Source organism: Pseudomonas imrae (assembly GCF_046352735.2).
Taxonomy (GTDB): domain Bacteria; phylum Pseudomonadota; class Gammaproteobacteria; order Pseudomonadales; family Pseudomonadaceae; genus Aquipseudomonas; species Aquipseudomonas imrae.
This window is the reverse complement of sequence record NZ_CP110853.2, coordinates 2,175,940-2,192,419: the sequence shown is the minus strand read 5'-3', so window position 1 is coordinate 2,192,419 and position 16,480 is coordinate 2,175,940. Positions and strand designations below refer to the sequence as shown.

Below are 16,480 nucleotides of genomic sequence, written 5' to 3'. Positions count from 1 at the left end.
ATTGTCAGGGACTCATCACTAAGACGGTTTTCCGGCCCCGGGACCGAACCTCTGGATGACTTTTCTTTCCAGGCGCAGGGCGCAGTGCCCCAGGGCGGCCTTGATTTCCTTCTCGACCATGCGCGTGGAGATGCCGAACCGCTGGCTGATTTCCAGGTGCGGCGCCTCTTCCAGGCGTGCAGCGATGAGGATTTTGCGACGCCGCGCCGGCAGTTCGTAGAGGGCTTTGAGCAAGGATTGGATATCTTTCTGGCCGCCTACCACACGGGACGGATCCTGGGCTTCGTCGCCGGTTTGCAGCAGCTCTTCGATTTCGCTGCCGGTCAATAGCCGCGCATCGGCCTGGCGCCGGTCGGCGGCGATGTTCAGGGCCATGCGGTACAGGTAGGCATTGGGCTGTTGCAGGTTCGGCGGCATGTCCATGCGATCGACCCGCAGATAAGTCTCGTGCAGCACATCGTTGGCCAGGTCGTCGGAGCCCAGGCGCTTGCGCAGGCGTACCTTGAAGTCGTCATAAGACGCCAGGAACAAACTGACCATCGGACTGTACCCGGTTTTTTTCATGCCCCCTGGGCTCCTTCCCGTACTGTGCATTCCATGGGTTTTCCTGTGGGACCGGGCGTTAACAGCAAGGTGAACGGCGAGCGCAGCGAACTGGGCGCCGGACGGTCCACCCGGGTAGTAGCGAGGCTGCGCACCAGGGCCTCGTCGCGCTGGGCATCGCCCGTGGAGCTGACCAGACGGCTGTACTCGATCAACCCGTTTCGGTTGATCCAGACCTGCACCAGCGCGCGAAAACTGCCCGGACGGGTCAGGGGCGATCGACACAGGCTGGATTCGACGGCCTGCTGCAAGGCCATGGCATAACTGCGGTTGACTCGCGCCGCACTGCGCGGCGTCAGCCCTTGGTTGGCGACCAGCCGGCTGACTTGCGGCTCCTGCAAGGTAAACGCATCACTGCGAGCATAACGCGCCATCAGACCACTCCCTGTCAGCAACAGGCTCAAGGCTTGCTGGGCGCTATAGCGCCCGTGTACCCCAATCGAACGCCGCCCCAGGGTCAGCTCGCGGTCCACCAGCACCGCCATCCCGGTTGCACGACTAAAGGCTTCCAGGGCTGACGCAAGGTCCTGCGCCGGCAATTGCAGCCTCAACAACCGCGGCTCATCGGTCTGCACCGCAGAGGCCGCCCATACCACGTCCGACACCATCCAGGCCAACAGCAGGCCCAGGCAGCAGCGCGTGCGCTTCCAAGCCCACTCCTGACCCCCTGCTCTGCATTGCTGCACGGCTGACGTGTCCTGGGAAAAGCGTCATCCTGAAGCCACTTTATGAACCTGATGTTACGGTGATAGCAAAAAAAACATCACGGTTCTGCCCAGCCCGACGGGCTAGACTTGCAGGCCACACCGGGCCACTTATCCAGGCCCGCCAGGAGGCTGCGATGAAAGCGTTTGCAATTTTTCTGTTGTGCCTGGGCATGCCGTTGGCCGTAAACGCCGACGACGCGCCAGCCGGGTGTGTCGAAGCCGAGGTCGGCGGCTACAAGTCCCCCGACTACGCCTGCCTGAGCCAGCAGATGAGCAATAACCCGCAGGGAACCAAGGCGGCGCAGAAGAACCGGCAAGCGCAGACAGTCGAGGTCCATAAACGCGCGCCACACCAGATCGGCCTCTCGACTCCGGCCGCAACCGGTGTGCGGATGGGCAATACATTCGGCAATTCGGTCACGCCACAGCGACCATGACACGCAGCAATAAACCGTAGCCGATAGGAATCTGCCGGGAGTTTTGCCAGAATGCGCAACTTGGAAACATTCGCATTCGCAGGAACCTCCCATGCACGCCCCTCATTCAATCCCCGTTACGCGTCGCATTCTGGCCGTCGAGGATGACCCTGTGCTCGCCGCCCACCTGGACAACCATCTGAGCCAACGGGGATTCGAGGTCACCCTGCGCCACACCGGCGCAGAAATCGTCGACCTGGTGCGCCGCAACACATTCGACCTGATCCTGATGGATATCATGCTGCCCGGCAGCAGCGGCCTGGAGGTTCTCGCGCAATTGCGCCCCCACTACCGCGTACCGGTAATCCTGATGTCGGCCCTGGGCGCCGAACAGGATCGCATCACCGGTTTCAGCCAGGGCGCCGATGACTACTTGCCCAAGCCTTTCAGCATGCAGGAGATGGACGTGCGTATCGACGCGATCCTGCGCCGCGTGGCTTATGAACATGAAGCGCCGGGCAGGCAGAGCAACGTCGATCCACAACTGATGTTTGACGAGCAGCGCGCCGATGTCAGCCTGGAGGGGCACTGGGCCGACCTCACGACCACCGAATACCGGGTACTGCAAACCCTGGTCGCACATGTGGATGAGGTGCTGAGCAAGGCCTTTCTCTATCAACAGGTCATGCACCGTGCCTACTCGCGGCATGACCGCAGCCTGGATATGCATGTCAGCCGCATCCGGCGCAAGCTGCAGGCGATCGGCTACACCGCCGGACGCGTGGAAACGGTCAGGAGCACCGGCTATATGCTGACGCGACTGGCGCCATGAGGCTGCCCCACCGTCATTCGCTGTTGTGGAAGTTGACGGGCGTGCTGGCGGTGTTTTGCCTGTTGGTGGTCAGCCTGCAAGTCGACCTGAGCCAGCGTCTCTACCACGCTAGCGCCCATCTACCCGCACCGACCCGGCAAATCCTGCAGGAATACGCGCGCCAGGCTGAAATCGCCTGGCGCGAGCGCGGCGCGGCGGGCGTTGATGAGTTCCTGCGCGACTTGCGTGAGCGCGAGCAGGTCTGGGCAGTGGTGGTCAACGAGCGACACGCATCGCTGTCATCCGTTGCATTGAGTGATGCGCAGCGGCTGAGGCTGGATTTCGTACGCGATATCAGCGGATGGCTGGGGCGTCCCGGAGGCCAGCCCACCTTATATGTGCCGTTCAGCGACAACACCTCGCGCCTGGTGATGGAACTGCCGCTGCACCTCGACCCACGCAAACACCTGGGCCTGTGGAACATGTTGCTGCAACAGGTATTGCCAGCGCTCCTGGCCTTGCTGTTTGGCGCGCTGCTGTACCGGGTGCTGATCTCGCCGCTGGTGATCCTGCGGCGCCAGGCCAACGCCTTGAGCGCCGGCGACCTGGCCTCGCGGGTCGGCCCTGGCGTCACCCGGCGCCGCGATGAACTGGGCGAACTGGCCCGGGCGTTCGACCATATGGCCGAACGCCTGGAAAGTACCGTGGTGCTGCAACGCCGCTTGTTGCGCGATTTATCCCACGAATTGCGCACGCCGTTGAGCCGCCTGCGCGTGGCCGGTGAGCGCGAGCCCGACGCAAGCGCCTTGCGCCAGCGCCTGGAGCGTGAAGTGCAAGGCATGGAGCGGCTGATCGGTGACGCCCTGGAGCTGGTGTGGCTGGACACCGAACGCCCGGCCATGCCGGTTGAAGCGGTAGACATGGAATCGCTGTGGGACCTGTTGCGTGAAGATGCCTGTTTTGAAAGCGGTTGGCCGAGCGAGCGCCTGCCCTGCCACTTGCCGCCTGACTGCTGCGTGCTGGGCAACCTGAATGGCCTGGCCCAGGCCCTGGAAAATATCCTGCGCAACGCCATCCGTCATTCTCCGCCAGAGGGTGTGGTGCGCCTGTCCGGCTCCCGGGACGGCGATTACTGGCACCTGCGCATTGAGGATCAGGGCCCTGGTATCAAACCCGACCAGTTGCAGCAGATCTTCCTGCCATTCACCCGGCTCAACGTCGCGCGACCGGGCGGCGACGGTTATGGCCTGGGCCTGTCAATTACCCGCAGCATTGTGCAACTGCAAGGTGGCGAAATATGGGCAGAAAACACCTTCCCCGGGCTGCGCCTGAATCTGCGGCTCAAAGTGTATAAGTTGTAAATTGCGTTTACTCTCATATGAGAATCACTAGCATTGGCGCCATGAATTTCTACTGACAACTCGATTTCCTGTGAGAGCGGGCTTGCTCGCTCCCACAAGGGGGGTTGTGTTGTCTGATCTGGCCCTGATGAGCCCACCATGAAAAACAAATCCCCTGCCTGGCCGACACTTTCGCGCACTGTCGCCGCGCTGATCGGTGGCTACCTGTTTACCTATGCATTTACCGCCGCCCTGGCGCGCCTGTTGCCGATGGACAAGGTCGATGCCCTGGTGGTCGCCAGCCTGCCCTCCTTCCTGGTCTATACCCTGGCCATCCTCTGGGCTTTTGGCTGTCGCAGCGCCCGTCGTGCATGGGCTGGAGTGGGATTGGCATTGCCGCTGTCGGCGATTGGTTTCTGGCCACAGTGGCACCAGGTGCTGGGATGAAGCACAAGACCTTGACCCAGGCCATGTCCTGGCTGCACACCTGGAGCGGCCTGATCTTTGGCTGGCTGCTGTTTGCGATTTTCCTCACCGGCACCGTGGCGGTATTCGACAAGGAAATCGACGGTTGGATGCGCCCCGAAATCCCTGCTTCGAACCTGTCACAAAGCGCCGCGGCGCAGCAAGCGCTTGATTACCTGAGCCGCGAGCATCCGCAGGCCCGGACCTGGAATATCGGCCTGCCTGGCGAGCGTTCAGACACCTTGAGTGTTTCGGCCGGCGAACAGCGCCGTGGCGGCGGCAAGCCCCTGGACCCGCAGACCGGCGAACTCTTGCAGGTACGCGAAACCGCGGGGGGCGGGTTTTTCTTCCGCTTCCACTTCACTCTCAACCTGCCGCGCAACCTGGGGATCTGGATCGTCGGTCTGGCCGCGATGGCGATGCTGGTGGCGCTGCTCAGCGGTATCGTGATTCACAAGAAGTTCTTCAAGGAGTTCTTCACCTTCCGCCCCGCCAAGGGCCAACGCTCCTGGCTCGACGCACACAATGCGACGGCGGTGCTGGTGTTGCCGTTCCACCTGATGATCACCTATACCGGGCTGGTGATTTTCTACCTGATCTACATGCCGGCGGCGGTGGACGCCTTGTTCGATGGCGAGCGTGAAAACCTCGGCCGGGCGTTACGCGGCGCACCAGCCGAGCATCAGGTTCGGGGTGAGCGCAATAAACCCGCAGAGCCAAGCCAGCCGGCACCATTGACCGCCCTCGGGCCGCTGCTGGCCGAAGCCGAGCGGCTGATGGGACCGGTGGCGGGCCTGTCGATCCAGAACCCGGGCCGCAGCGACGCGCGTATCGAGGCGCGCCCGGTGTTGGGAAACCGGATTGAACTGACCAAGGGCCAGAGCATGCTGTTTGACGGGGTCAGCGGCGAAGTCCTGCGCCCACCGGCAGTCAGCCGCCCGAGCCTGCTGACGCAAAAAGTCATGGCCGGCCTGCACTTTGCCCAGTTCGGTGGCTATCCGATGCGCTGGCTGTACTTCGTCTGCGGCCTGGCCAGTTGCGCGATGCTGGCGACCGGCGTGGTGCTGTTCACCGTCAAGCGGCGCCGACGTCATGATGGCGAGGGCGCTCTCGGCGCCCTGCTCTACCACGCTGCCGAGCGCCTCAACGTGGCCGTGGTCGCCGGCCTGATGGTCGCTTGCGTGGCTTTTCTGTGGGCCAATCGCCTGCTGCCGGTGGAGCTGGCCCAGCGTGGAGGCTGGGAAGTGCGGGTGTTCTTCCTGGTGTGGCTGCTGAGCCTGGGTCACGCTATCGTCCGCCCCTGGCGCTGTGCCTGGCGCGAACAACTCGGCCTGGCTGCCGTGCTGTGCATCACCTTGCCGGCACTGAACCTGCTGGGTGGCAGCCTGGGGGATTACCTCTACCTGGAACTCACCTGCATGGCCCTCGGCGTGTTATTGGCCTGGCCATGCGTGAAGCTTTGCCGACCGCTCAAGACACAGGCTGGCCGTCGCGCGACTGCACAGCCTGTCGTGGAGGCCAACTGAGATGGCGATGACTGCGGCTTTGTTGCTGGCCTGCGCGGGGATGCTGGGACTGTGCCTGGGGTTGGAGCGCCATTACAAACAAGCCTGGCGACGGCTGCCGCACAGATTCGTGCGTCGCAGCCTGCGTGTGATGGGTTGGCTGATGCTGGCAGCCAGCTTTGGCGTATGCGTGCAGATTTGGGACTGGGCGATGGGGCCGGTGGCCTGGCTCGGACTGATCTCCCTGGGAGGATTGGGGGTGGCCTTACTGCTGCCGTATGGGGTACGGAGCTGAGGAGCCGCCGGCCGCAACGGCCTGGCGAACCTGGGGCACCGGGTTCAACCACTGCAGAAGCTCACGATGGACCTGAGGCGCCAGCAGTTGGTGATCGGCCATCCATTGGTCGTTGAACACCGTGTCCAGGTACTTCTCGCCGCCATCGCATACCAGGGCCACGATCACGCTTTGGGGGGGGGCGCGAAGTGCTTCACGCAAGGCCTGGTAAATAACCCCGCCTGCCGAACCACCCACCAGCAGACCATGGAAGCGGGCAAGATGACGCGCCGTTTCAAACGCCTGGGTATCGCTGACCCGAACCCCCTTGTCAATCAGCGCATAGTCCACCAAGGCACCGATTTCGGCGCCTTCGGGGGTGCCGGTACCAGACTGGTGGTACGGCGCCCCCGGCCCACCGAAGATGACCGAACCACAGGGCTCGACCCCTATCACCTGCAAACCGGGGACGTGCGATTTCAACGCGCGCGCGCTGCCACATAACGAACCGCCGGTACCGACTGCGCCCACCAGATAGTGAATCTCGCTTCCCAATACCTCGCGTAATTCATCCGCCAGGGCTACGTAGCCATTCGCGTTGGCCGGGTTATGGTGCTGGCGCGTCCAGTAGGCGCCCTTCTCGACCGCGATACGCTCGGCGGTGGCATCGCGGTCGGCGGTACTCAGCCCACCGCCGGGGTCGCCCACTCGCACCAGGTGTGCGCCAAATGCCTGCATCGTCCGCAGTTTGTCGGGGCTGGCGTGCTCGTCGACCACGGCGGTGAAGCGATAGCCGCGCTCTGCGGCGATCAATGCCAGGCCCAGGCCGGTATTGCCCGAAGTCGACTCGACGATCCAGCCTCCCGGCTTGAGCTGCCCGCTGGCTTCCGCTTCATCGACCATCTGCCGCGCCATGCGGATCTTGGCAGTGCCGGTGGGATTGAACTGCTCCAGTTTGAGCAACACACAGGTGCCATTTTGCGTAACGCACAATTTGAGCAGCGGCGTACCGCCAATCAATTCAGACAGGTTGGACTTGATCATGACGACCTCTGGGCAGGGGAAAACACGGCAACGGCGCGCTGCAGGCTAGCGAGGAAGCACTCGTTCTGTGGCTCGAGGCCGATGGATACGCGGATGAAACGGGTGTACCCCGGCTCACGCCACGCCTTGACGATGATGCCGTCCTTGAGCAGCTCTTCGACCACTTGGAGGGCATTGCAACCGGTATCGACAAACAGGAAGTTGGCCTGGGACGGCGCCACTCGAAACCCGGCCGCACGCAGCGCCTGGCTCAAGCGCTGGCGCTCGGTGATTACGAATGCGCGGCTGCGGGCCACATGCGCACAGTCGAGCAACGCCGCGCGCGCCGCGTCCTGGGCCAGTTGGTTGACGTTGTAAGGGGTTCGCACCCGGTGCAAGGCCTCGATCAGGCGTGCATCGCTGGCAATGCCATAACCGACCCGCAGCCCGGCAAGCCCATAGGCCTTGGAAAAAGTGCGCAGCACGATCCACGGCCGTGACTGGGCAGCAAGAATCGCCAGGGCGTCGGCGCTGTCCTCGGTGAACTCGAAGTACGCTTCGTCGATCACCAGCAATGTGTCCGGGCGAGCCGCCGCGACCAACGCGCTCAGTTGCGCAGTGGACAAGCTGGTGCCCACCGGGTTGGACGGTGTGCTCAGCATCAGCATTTTCGCCGGCAATGCCAGCGCCTTGGCCCAAGCGTCCAGGTTGAAGCTGAAGTCATCATTGAGCGGCACTTTGTCGACCTGGGCACCCATCATCAACGGCAGGCTTTCATGCAGGCTGAAACAGGGTTGCTGGGTGACAACCCGGTCCGCAGGATCAAGAAGTGCCAGGCACAGCAGTTCCAGGATGTTCTCCGAGCCATTGCCGAGGACGAGCCGCGATGGATCGACATCCAAACGCTCCCCCAGCAGTTGCCTGAGTGCCTGGCCGGTAGGGTCGGGATAACGTTCCAACCCCTGCCCGCCGTGACCGGCAATCACCTGGGCCGCTGCCGGCGAGATACCCAGCGGGTTTTCGCAGTTGGACAATTTGGCTACCGCATGGACGCCGGGCCGAAGCGCCACTTGTTGCGCATCGGCGCCGGGGTCATACAGTGGCAGGCGCCGGATATTCGGGCGAATCAGCGCCTCGATTATCGATGGAACGTGCTCGGGTTTCATGGAACAGCTCCTTGTCCGGGTTCTACGAGAGCGCAATGGCGTCCGCGCGGTTAAGAGCCTTGAGTTGGCGTTCAAAAGACACAACCAACAACAGCGCCGTGGCCGCCAGCCCGATGGCCAGCCCGGCCCAGATGCCAAAGATTCCGTACGGGCAGATAATGCCCAGCAACCAGGCGGCCGGCAGCCCGACCAACCAATAACCGAACAGCGAAATGCGCAACGGCCCGGCGGTGTCTCCGATCCCGCGCAAAATGCCATTGCCGATGTTCTGGCTGGCGTCGAAAATCTGCAGCACGATGGCAATCAATAACCCGGTGCTCGCCAGTTGCACGGCGTTGAGGTTGTTGGCGTGCTCGACGCTGATAAACAGAGCGACCACCTGTTCGGGCACCAGTGCATAGGGAATGGCGAACAGCAACATGGTCGCCAGCCCCAGCAGCAGACCAAGACGCCCCAGTTGCCGGGCGCGCTGATAGTGCCCCGTGCCACAGGCCTCACTGATATGGATCGAGGCGGCATGGGAGATCCCCGCCGAGAACATGAATACGATGTAGATGATCTGGTTGAGGATGGTTTGCGCCGCCAACGCCTCCATTCCTAAAGTACCGATCAGCAGCGTCAGCACACTGAAGAAACCGGCTTCACTGGCATAGGTTCCGGCAATCGGCAGCCCCAGTTTCCACACGGCCTTGATGGCCTGGGGCGAAAAGCTCAACTGCGACAACACGAAATAGCCGCAAAGCCTGCGGTTGGTCAGCACCACCCCCAGGAACATCAGGAACGACAGCAGGAACACCACTGCACTGGTGATCGCCACGCCGATAAACCCATACGCCGGCACGCCAAATTTACCGAACACCAGCACGTAGTTCAGTGCCGCCGTCAGCAAGATCGAAATCAAGGTGATCGCCAACAACGGCCCTGGGTATTTCAGGCCGACGGTAAAGTGGCGCAACGCCTGGAACCACAGGCACGGCAACAGGCCGGGCGCAATGATCAGCAGGAAATCCATGGCGTCGGCGACTACCGTCTCGTCCTGGCCAAGCCAGGTCAATGGCTGACGCAAAGCCAGGAGCAGGAGCATGAACCCCAGGCCGCTGACCGTCGCCCACACCAGGCCAGCCACCAGCAGCGCTCGCACCTGGGCCTCATCGCCTCGTGCATTGGCCTGGGCCACCAGGTTACTGACGCCTGTCACCAACCCGGTCCCGGTGGTGCGCAATTGGTTGAACAGCGCAATGGCCAGGCCGCCGGCTGCCAATTCCCTGGCCCCCAGGGCACCCAGCACCACAATGTCGATGGTGGTGAGGGCCACGTACGCCAGATTGGTCAATATCAGTGGCAACGCCAACAACAGGAGTGACGCGCTGTCTGTCTTCCAGTTGAGCTTTTGAGCCTCGTTCAAGCCGACCATAGGTTGACCCTCTGCCCACGGTTTTGCGCCAGTGCGCGATCGGCCATCAAGCGGCCCAGGGCAACATCGGTCACCACCATCCCGCTGTTATAGGCAAACACCACATCGTCGGGGTGACGTCGCGCGGGGGCCAGGCCGAGGAGAATATCCGGCAGCTCTGCATCCACGTCGGGCAGGCTACCGTCGGCGGCCGCGAGATCGGCGCTGGTAACCTGCATTTGCGCGGTATCAGTGGCGATACGATAGTCGGCACCATGCAGCACGTCGGCGTCCACGCCATAACCCACGAGCACGGCGACGGCACCGGGCTTGAGCCAGGAGCGTTGCACCTGTTGCCTTGCCGACAGCCCGGCGACCCCAAGGATGATGTCAGCCTCGGCAGCCGCGCGCGGCAGGTCGTCGACCACGATCACCTCGCGCTGTGGGTGGTGTTTGCGCAAGTTGTCGCTGACCGCGCGCAAGCCATCGGCGTAGTGGCCGTAGACATACAGGCGCTCCAGGTCGGGCAGCGCCGCCAACAGCATCGGCAGCGCGACCTGCCCTTGTACGCCCGTGCCCACCACCAGCGCACTGCGGGCGTCGGGGCACGCCGCCCGAGCCATCAGCGCCGAGGTGGCCGACGTGCGCAGCGGGCCGAGCTTGACCACGTCCATCAAGGCAATCGGTCGGCCGGTGCGGTCATCACACAAAAAGATGAACGAATGAAACTGATAGGCGCCGCGTGTGCGCTGCGGGTCATGTTCATAGACCACCTTGAAGCCCACGGTGTGGCTCGCCCCGTCACGGCCGACCATCGAATAACTGATGGAGTGGCGGTCCTGGGGTTCGACGATGGTCTTCAGCGGGTTTTGCGAATCACCGCTGCGCAGGGCCTTGTAGGCCTGTTCGACCACTTGCAGCACTTCGCGATAGCTGACCCCCAGATCTTCGAGCGCCGCCTGGGGCAGCACCCACAGATCGGCGGCGGCAGCTTTGGTTGGACTGTTCACTCATGATTCCTTATTCGATGGTTTGAACGCTCAAGCCAGGTTGTCCAGCTTCCAGTGGAAGTGCTGGTCGCGCAGTTCCACCGCGACTTTTTGAGGCAACGCGACCTCGTGAAACGGCGATTCGTTGGAGTCCATCTGATACCCGGCGGTGTTGAGATAGATAAGCAAGTCACCGGGCAGGATCGGGCGGTCGAAGGCGACCTTGCGCCAGGTCAACAGGTCGGATTCCAGGCAGGTAGCACCGCCGATGCACGCGACAAAAGGCGCCAATGGCCTGGGTGATGTCGCCACCAGCAACGGGTCGGGCAGAAACTCGCTGTTGAACCATTGTTCAGAGAGGTTGAAGCTGCTGCCCTCGACCGTGACCAGCGCATATCCTTCGCTGGCACTGCGGTCCTTCACGCCCTGGACCCGGAACACGCTGACGCCGGCCTGGTCCAGCAGTGCACGACCGGGCTCGATAATCAGGCGCACGTCATGGTTACTGGCCTTCTGGGCCAGGGTCAGCCCGGGTCCGACGGGGCTTGCGAGGATGTCATCGAGCACCTCGGCACCTGCGCGCAACGCGCCGTAGGGATAGAAGCCGGCGAAATCCTTGCCCCCGTGAAACAGTTCGGGGTATTGCTCGTCCATAAAAACCTGCCACTGCTCTGGATCCATGTAGCGCACGGCAAATCCACCGCCCAGATTGACTGAGCGGCAGCCTTCCAGATCGCTGGCCAGGCACAGGTCGATCAACTGATTGGCGACCTGGGCGCGCTGCTGGGTGTCGTAACCACTCAAGTGAAACGAAAATCCCTCCAGTTCCAGCGTCACGCTGTGTTGCCGGCAGAACGCCAGGGCCTGCTCGCACTCCTGGGTATTCAGGCCAAAACGGCTGCCGGGCTGCATCTGCGGCAGGCAGCGCAGCAGCAGGCGCGCAGTTTGCCGGCGTGATTGCGCCAGCGCGTGCAAGCGATGCAGTTCGTCCAGGGAGTCGACCGCCACCAGGCAGTGGTGAGCCAGGCACAGCTTGAGCAGTTGATCGGTTTTGCGCGGGCCTGATACGCCAATATCGGTTCCGGCCACACCAGCGCCCAAGGCTTTTTGCAGTTCGCCAACGCTGGCCACGTCAACACCAATGCCTTTAAGGGCGCACGCTTTGATAAAGCAGCCGGCCTTGTTGGCCTTTTTTGCAAACAACAGGCTGCCGGCGACCTGGGCCCGGACGAAACTGCGCTGGAACGCCTCGACATTGGCACTGAAGACCGCCGGGCATACCAGATGCAGCGGCGATCCCAGGCCGTTGACCAGCTCGGTCAGGCTGCGCTGGTGTTGGTTCAGCAAGCGGTCGACCCAAGGGTGCCGCAGGCCGGGCAACGAACTGGAGTGTGTCATCGACTAATCCCTGTCAGCAGATTGAAGGTACGGTCAGAACTCGAACTTGGCCGAGAGAAACACTTCACGCTCGCGCCCCACGTCCAGCCCGCCCTGGTAATAAGCGCTGGCGTAGTAGTATTTGTTGGTCAGGTTCTTGCCGTGCAGGCGATAGGTCACTGGGGTATCCGCTAGCCTTGCGCGGTAGCTGACACCGGCGTCCAACAAGGTGTAGCTGGGGATATAGCCGCTGTTCTGCGGGTCCACCGGACGGCTGCCGACATAACTCAGCGTGCTGTCCACCGACAACCCGGGAACGGCAGGTACGCTGTAGAGCGCGCCAACTGCGCCCTTCCATTTCGGCACGCTTTCAGTGCGCTTGCCGGCGACGGTCACGTCATCCACATCTTCGAGGCGGGTGGCCAGGTAGGTGGCGTTGGCGGTGAGGGTCAAGGCCTCGGTGACGCGATTGCTCAACGTCAGTTCGGCGCCACGATGGTGGTATTCGCCATTATTGACATACAGGTTGTCGGTATTCAGGTAACTGGCCTTGCGGCGAATATCGAACAGCGCCAGGCCAAGGTTGAGCTGTTGGTTGAGATCGACCTTGAGGCCGATTTCGTATTGCTGGGATTCGATGGCATCCGTGGGTTGGTTGGCATTGACCGCGTTGTGGGGGGCGTAGTCGCCTTTTTCAAAGCCACGGGAATAGCTGACGTAGGTCATCACGCTTTCCCATGGCCGGTAGATCAGCGCAGCACTGGGCACGAACACATTGTGGCTTTGTGCAGGCGCATTAGCGGAAAGTTGCTCGGCGCGGTACCAGATGTAGCGCCCGCCGAGCATGACCTGGAACTGTTCGTTGAGGGAAATCAGGTCGCTGGCAAAGACCGAGGTTTCCTTGATGCTGGAGACAAAATCAGTCGCAAGCTGCGGGCCAAAATGCCATTTCTTCGGGTTGACCGGGTGACGGATATTGCCCACCGACACGTCGCCTACGCTGATGCCCGGTGTGTTGCTGTCCACCGAATCCCAGAACGGGCTCACATCCTTGAATTGCTTGTAGCCTGTGCCGAAGAACACATCGTGGTAAATGTCGCCGGTGGCAAACTTGCCGGCCAGGTACGACTGCAATGACCAGGTGCTGAACACCTCGCCGCGGGATACGTAGAAGTCGGCAGAGCCAATATCGCCATTGGGCTTGATACCAAATAGATCGTTGTAGCCGCCGTGACGTTCGACCCGCGAATAATTGCCCTGGGTGACGGAGGTCCAGTTGTCGTTGAGTTCGTACTCGAACTTGGCATCCAGGTTGGCGCCTTCGGTCTGGTGACGAAACCAGGAGCCGGTCAACAGATCCCGGCGATTTACCTTGGGCGGCAACACATAGCTGGAAGGGTCCAGTTGATTGGCACGGCCACTCTGGTCGGCACGCAGCAACGGATCGGCAACCGTGGATTTACGCGACCAATCGGCGTTGAGCTGCAATAGCGCGCGGTCGCTCAGGCGAAAGTCAGTGGCCAGGCCAATGAACTTGCGTTCCATGTCGCGGGCGTGATCGTAGTCGCCATTTTTTTCATAGCCGGCATTGAGGCGGTAGCCAAAGGCGCCTTCGTTGAACGAGTCGCTGGTATCAATGGCCACGTAGCGGCCCAGAAGAGAGGAGCCTTGCACGGTGACGTCCAGCAACGGTTCAAGCGTGGGCCGCTTGAGGATGTAGTTGATGGTGCCGCCCGGCGAGTTGAAGCCATAGAGAAAGCCCGATGGGCCCTTGAGTACATCAATGCGCTCGATGTTTTCCAGGGGCACATCGTGATGCGGAGCCAGTGTCAGACCGTCGCGGCGGATCGTGTTGAAATTGTCCATGGCAAAACCGCGCAGGCGCAAGTTGTCAAAGCCGCTGCCACCTGAGGCGCTGAGTACCGAGGAATCAAGACTCAAGACATCGACCGCAGTACGCGCCGAGGTGTTGGCAATGGTCTTGGCGCTGTAGCTCTGGATTGCCAAGGGGATTTCCATGGTGTCCTTGGCGCCGAAACCACCGGCATTGACCTCCAGCGCTTTATTGAGCGGTGCACTGATCCGTGTGGCTTCAAGCTCGGTAACCGACTCGTCGCGATCATCTGCCAGGGCGCTGGGCAAACCCGTGAGAGAGGAAATTAACCCCGCCGCCAGCAACGTTGAAAACCTGGGGGACATCCCGTGCAACTGGTTCATCAGCAATCCCTTGATCCGAGAAAGAAGTAAGCCGATCTCAGCTTCAATGCATGAGAATCGTTATCAAGAGATACAATATAACATTATGTTTGAATTGCCAATCGCACAATCATTCAATACCCGGTGGCGGGCTGCATTTAACGTCAGCGCTCGATCTTTCATTACATGAGCGCCTGCAATGTCCGACCTGACGGCTTCATCCCCCTACACTGCGATCAACTTTTCCCAGAAGTACGCCCTGTTCAGCGAACAATGGACGCCGAAAGTCATCGCCCAGATGAACGACTATCAATTTAAGGTGGTAAAGATCGAAGGCGACTTCATCTGGCACAGCCATGCCGATACCGATGAGACTTTTATCGTCCTGGACGGCACGCTGCGCATTGATTTTCGTGACAGTGCCGTGACGATCAATCAAGGCGAGATGTTTGTGGTGCCCAAGGGCGTCGAGCACAAGCCGTATGCGCAAAAGGAGGTGAAGTTGTTGCTGGTCGAACCCTGCGGGGTGCTGAACACCGGCGACCAGGGTGGGGAACGGACCATGAGCAACGATGTGTGGATCTAGATCACCACATTGCGCACAAAACGCACGGCCACGTCCCCATCATTGCGATAGACATGTGGCAAGTGGCTGGCAAACATGAAGAACTCGCCGCTGCCGACGAGCGTTTCGAGATCCGCCACTACCAGGGTCAGGCAACCTTCGAAGACAAATAACTGCACGCTCCAACTTTCCGGGTCGGGGTCCGGGCAATACGCGTCGCCGGGCTCCAGGCGCCACTCCCACAGCTCGACTTCACGCCGGGCGGTGGCCTTGGCCAGTAACACGGCCTTGCTGCCATCCACCTCGCCAGCCCAGGCCAACTCGTTGATGCGACTGGAGTCGCGGGCGTCCGGCGCCTGGATCAAGTCGCTGAACGCTACGTCGAGGGCTTCGGCCACGCGGTCGAGGGTCGTCAGGCTGACATTTTTTTCACCCCCCTCGATGGCCACCAGCATGCGTCGACTGACGCCGGATTTTTCGGCCAGCGCCGTCTGGCTCAACCCGGCGCCGTGGCGCAGGCCGCGGACGTTCTGACTGACATGCTGCAGTACGGAAGCTCGTTGCGGATTATCTTTGTGCACTATATTGCTCACTTGGTCGTCTTGCGCAGTATACTGCCCAGCTGCGGCGCATTGTGCGTTCCGCGCCTTTCCCATGCAAGACCAGGGCACCCATGAATACCTCGAACTCCTCGTTTTTCTTGCGCTTGAGCAAAGCCGAATGCGTGCTGGTGCTGATCACTATGATATGGGGCGGCACCTTTATTCTGGTGCAACATGCCATGAACGTCAGCGGGCCGATGTTTTTTGTCGGCCTGCGCTTTGCAGCAGCGGCGCTGGTGGTGGGTGCGCTTTCGTTGCGCACCCTGCGCGACCTGACCCTGCTTGAATTAAAGGCTGGCTGCTTTATCGGCACCGCCATCCTGTTCGGCTATGGCTTGCAGACCATCGGCCTGCAGACGATTCTCAGCAGCCAGTCGGCGTTCATCACTGCGCTCTATGTACCTTTCGTACCGTTGTTACAGTGGCTGGTAATGGGACAGCGCCCCGGCTTGATGCCAAGCATCGGCATCATGCTGGCGTTCGGCGGCCTGATGCTGCTGACGGGACCAGCCGGTGCATCGCTGAATTTCAGCCCTGGCGAGATCGCGACCTTGATCGGCGCGATTGCGATTGCCGCCGAAATCATCCTGATCAGCGCCTACGCAGGCCAAGTGAATATCCGCCGGGTGACCTTTGTGCAACTGGTCACGGCATCGCTCTTGGCGTTCTTGATGGTGGTGCCCATGGGCGAGGCACTGCCGGGGTTTTCCTGGTTGCTGCTACTCACCACCGTAGGGTTGGGGTTGAGCAGTGCAGTGATCCAACTGGCGATGAACTGGGCCCAGAAAAGCGTCTCGCCGACCCGCGCCACCCTGATCTATGCCGGTGAACCGGTGTGGGCCGGGGTCATCGGGCGCATTGCCGGCGAACGGTTCCCCCCGTTTGCCATGTTCGGCGCAGCGCTGATTGTGTTGGCGGTGATTGTCAGTGAGATGAAGAGAGGCAGCACAAAAGTGGTCGATACAGAAGGCTCGGTAGAACAGAACTCCCAGGGCTGATTTTTAAGCGGCAAGAGGCAAGAAATACATGCCGGCTCTTCACCTGCAGC

Annotated in this window: 17 protein-coding genes; 8 read left to right on the top strand and 9 right to left on the bottom strand. The window is 61.5% G+C overall.

Translation table 11 applies throughout. The features are described from left to right. Positions 1–18: 18 nt before the first annotated feature. Both OQ460_RS09870 and OQ460_RS09865 read right to left on the bottom strand, forming a co-directional pair. On the bottom strand, positions 19–564 hold the full coding sequence (locus tag OQ460_RS09870) for a sigma-70 family RNA polymerase sigma factor (RefSeq protein ID WP_410021620.1): 546 nt from the start codon (positions 562–564) through the stop codon (positions 19–21). Next, positions 561–1,211 (bottom strand): secretin and TonB N-terminal domain-containing protein, encoded by a 651-nt coding sequence (locus tag OQ460_RS09865; protein ID WP_410021966.1) that lies wholly within the window; start codon positions 1,209–1,211, stop codon positions 561–563. Before OQ460_RS09865 ends, OQ460_RS09870 begins: the two co-directional genes overlap by 4 nt. A 269-nt stretch (positions 1,212–1,480) precedes the next feature. Here OQ460_RS09865 and OQ460_RS09860 point away from each other — a divergent pair, with 269 nt between their 5' ends. The 6 genes from OQ460_RS09860 to OQ460_RS09835 all read left to right on the top strand — a co-directional run bounded on the left by OQ460_RS09860 (position 1,481) and on the right by OQ460_RS09835 (position 6,142). Next, positions 1,481–1,747, top strand: a complete 267-nt coding sequence (locus tag OQ460_RS09860; protein WP_410021965.1) for a hypothetical protein — start codon at positions 1,481–1,483, stop codon at positions 1,745–1,747. Positions 1,748–1,838: 91 nt separating this feature from the next. Further along, positions 1,839–2,558, top strand: coding sequence for a response regulator transcription factor (locus tag OQ460_RS09855; RefSeq protein WP_410021619.1), 720 nt, complete (start codon positions 1,839–1,841; stop codon positions 2,556–2,558). Further along, positions 2,555–3,898, top strand: coding sequence for a HAMP domain-containing sensor histidine kinase (locus OQ460_RS09850; protein ID WP_410021618.1), 1,344 nt, complete (start codon positions 2,555–2,557; stop codon positions 3,896–3,898). The genes OQ460_RS09855 and OQ460_RS09850 overlap by 4 nt, the downstream gene beginning before the upstream one ends. Before the next feature lie 138 nt (positions 3,899–4,036). After that, complete coding sequence (locus OQ460_RS09845) at positions 4,037–4,324, top strand: DUF3649 domain-containing protein (protein ID WP_410021617.1); 288 nt, start codon at positions 4,037–4,039, stop codon at positions 4,322–4,324. Continuing rightward, positions 4,321–5,868, top strand: coding sequence for a PepSY-associated TM helix domain-containing protein (locus OQ460_RS09840; protein WP_410021616.1), 1,548 nt, complete (start codon positions 4,321–4,323; stop codon positions 5,866–5,868). Before OQ460_RS09845 ends, OQ460_RS09840 begins: the two co-directional genes overlap by 4 nt. 7 nt (positions 5,869–5,875) lie before the next feature. After that, on the top strand, positions 5,876–6,142 hold the full coding sequence (locus OQ460_RS09835; protein ID WP_410021615.1) for a DUF3325 domain-containing protein: 267 nt from the start codon (positions 5,876–5,878) through the stop codon (positions 6,140–6,142). Here the strand turns inward: OQ460_RS09835 and OQ460_RS09830 are convergent. Genes OQ460_RS09830 through OQ460_RS09805 form a run of 6 tightly spaced genes read right to left on the bottom strand, consistent with a single transcriptional unit; the run spans position 6,113 to position 14,286 of the window. Then, on the bottom strand, positions 6,113–7,165 hold the full coding sequence (locus OQ460_RS09830; protein ID WP_410021614.1) for a PLP-dependent cysteine synthase family protein: 1,053 nt from the start codon (positions 7,163–7,165) through the stop codon (positions 6,113–6,115). The two genes, OQ460_RS09835 and OQ460_RS09830, sit on opposite strands and share 30 nt — an antisense overlap. Beyond that, positions 7,162–8,310: a histidinol-phosphate transaminase gene (gene hisC, locus OQ460_RS09825; protein WP_410021613.1), complete on the bottom strand. Its 1,149-nt coding sequence runs from the start codon at positions 8,308–8,310 to the stop codon at positions 7,162–7,164. The genes OQ460_RS09830 and hisC overlap by 4 nt, the downstream gene beginning before the upstream one ends. Positions 8,311–8,332: 22 nt before the next feature. Next, positions 8,333–9,724, bottom strand: coding sequence for an MATE family efflux transporter (locus tag OQ460_RS09820; protein WP_410021612.1), 1,392 nt, complete (start codon positions 9,722–9,724; stop codon positions 8,333–8,335). Continuing rightward, entirely contained in the window at positions 9,712–10,713 is a 1,002-nt protein-coding gene (locus OQ460_RS09815) for a hypothetical protein (RefSeq protein ID WP_410021611.1), read from the bottom strand. The genes OQ460_RS09820 and OQ460_RS09815 overlap by 13 nt, the downstream gene beginning before the upstream one ends. Before the next feature lie 30 nt (positions 10,714–10,743). Further along, positions 10,744–12,090, bottom strand: a complete 1,347-nt coding sequence (locus tag OQ460_RS09810; protein WP_410021610.1) for an alanine racemase — start codon at positions 12,088–12,090, stop codon at positions 10,744–10,746. Between the two features lie 33 nt (positions 12,091–12,123). Further along, complete coding sequence (locus tag OQ460_RS09805; protein ID WP_410021609.1) at positions 12,124–14,286, bottom strand: TonB-dependent receptor; 2,163 nt, start codon at positions 14,284–14,286, stop codon at positions 12,124–12,126. A gap of 178 nt (positions 14,287–14,464) precedes the next feature. Here OQ460_RS09805 and OQ460_RS09800 point away from each other — a divergent pair, with 178 nt between their 5' ends. After that, the gene (locus tag OQ460_RS09800) at positions 14,465–14,851 is read left to right on the top strand and encodes a cupin domain-containing protein (protein ID WP_410021608.1); all 387 of its coding nucleotides are present in this window, start codon (positions 14,465–14,467) and stop codon (positions 14,849–14,851) included. Here OQ460_RS09800 and OQ460_RS09795 read toward each other — a convergent pair. Then, entirely contained in the window at positions 14,848–15,411 is a 564-nt protein-coding gene (locus OQ460_RS09795; protein WP_410021607.1) for a helix-turn-helix domain-containing protein, read from the bottom strand. The genes OQ460_RS09800 and OQ460_RS09795 overlap by 4 nt on opposite strands. Positions 15,412–15,503: 92 nt before the next feature. Between OQ460_RS09795 and OQ460_RS09790 the strand changes: the two genes are divergently transcribed. Beyond that, positions 15,504–16,430 carry a DMT family transporter gene (locus OQ460_RS09790; protein WP_410021606.1) on the top strand — a complete coding sequence of 309 codons (927 nt, stop codon included), beginning with the start codon at positions 15,504–15,506 and terminating at the stop codon, positions 16,428–16,430. The last annotated feature ends 50 nt before the right edge of the window (positions 16,431–16,480 follow it).

Excerpts from the sequence above, each read along its gene's own strand:
- OQ460_RS09855 (WP_410021619.1), top strand. The coding sequence starts at position 1,839 with ATGCACGCCCCTCATTCAATCCCCGTTACGCGTCGCATTCTGGCCGTC.
- OQ460_RS09810 (WP_410021610.1), bottom strand. The coding sequence starts at position 12,090 with ATGACACACTCCAGTTCGTTGCCCGGCCTGCGGCACCCTTGGGTCGAC.
- OQ460_RS09860 (WP_410021965.1), top strand. The coding sequence starts at position 1,481 with ATGCCGTTGGCCGTAAACGCCGACGACGCGCCAGCCGGGTGTGTCGAA.
- OQ460_RS09870 (WP_410021620.1), bottom strand. The coding sequence starts at position 564 with ATGAAAAAAACCGGGTACAGTCCGATGGTCAGTTTGTTCCTGGCGTCT.
- OQ460_RS09805 (WP_410021609.1), bottom strand. The coding sequence starts at position 14,286 with ATGAACCAGTTGCACGGGATGTCCCCCAGGTTTTCAACGTTGCTGGCG.
- hisC (WP_410021613.1), bottom strand. The coding sequence starts at position 8,310 with ATGAAACCCGAGCACGTTCCATCGATAATCGAGGCGCTGATTCGCCCG.
- OQ460_RS09830 (WP_410021614.1), bottom strand. The coding sequence starts at position 7,165 with ATGATCAAGTCCAACCTGTCTGAATTGATTGGCGGTACGCCGCTGCTC.
- OQ460_RS09850 (WP_410021618.1), top strand. The coding sequence starts at position 2,555 with ATGAGGCTGCCCCACCGTCATTCGCTGTTGTGGAAGTTGACGGGCGTG.
- OQ460_RS09845 (WP_410021617.1), top strand. The coding sequence starts at position 4,037 with ATGAAAAACAAATCCCCTGCCTGGCCGACACTTTCGCGCACTGTCGCC.
- OQ460_RS09800 (WP_410021608.1), top strand. The coding sequence starts at position 14,465 with ATGTCCGACCTGACGGCTTCATCCCCCTACACTGCGATCAACTTTTCC.
- OQ460_RS09865 (WP_410021966.1), bottom strand. The coding sequence starts at position 1,211 with ATGGTGTCGGACGTGGTATGGGCGGCCTCTGCGGTGCAGACCGATGAG.
- OQ460_RS09820 (WP_410021612.1), bottom strand. The coding sequence starts at position 9,724 with ATGGTCGGCTTGAACGAGGCTCAAAAGCTCAACTGGAAGACAGACAGC.
- OQ460_RS09790 (WP_410021606.1), top strand. The coding sequence starts at position 15,504 with ATGAATACCTCGAACTCCTCGTTTTTCTTGCGCTTGAGCAAAGCCGAA.
- OQ460_RS09835 (WP_410021615.1), top strand. The coding sequence starts at position 5,876 with ATGACTGCGGCTTTGTTGCTGGCCTGCGCGGGGATGCTGGGACTGTGC.
- OQ460_RS09840 (WP_410021616.1), top strand. The coding sequence starts at position 4,321 with ATGAAGCACAAGACCTTGACCCAGGCCATGTCCTGGCTGCACACCTGG.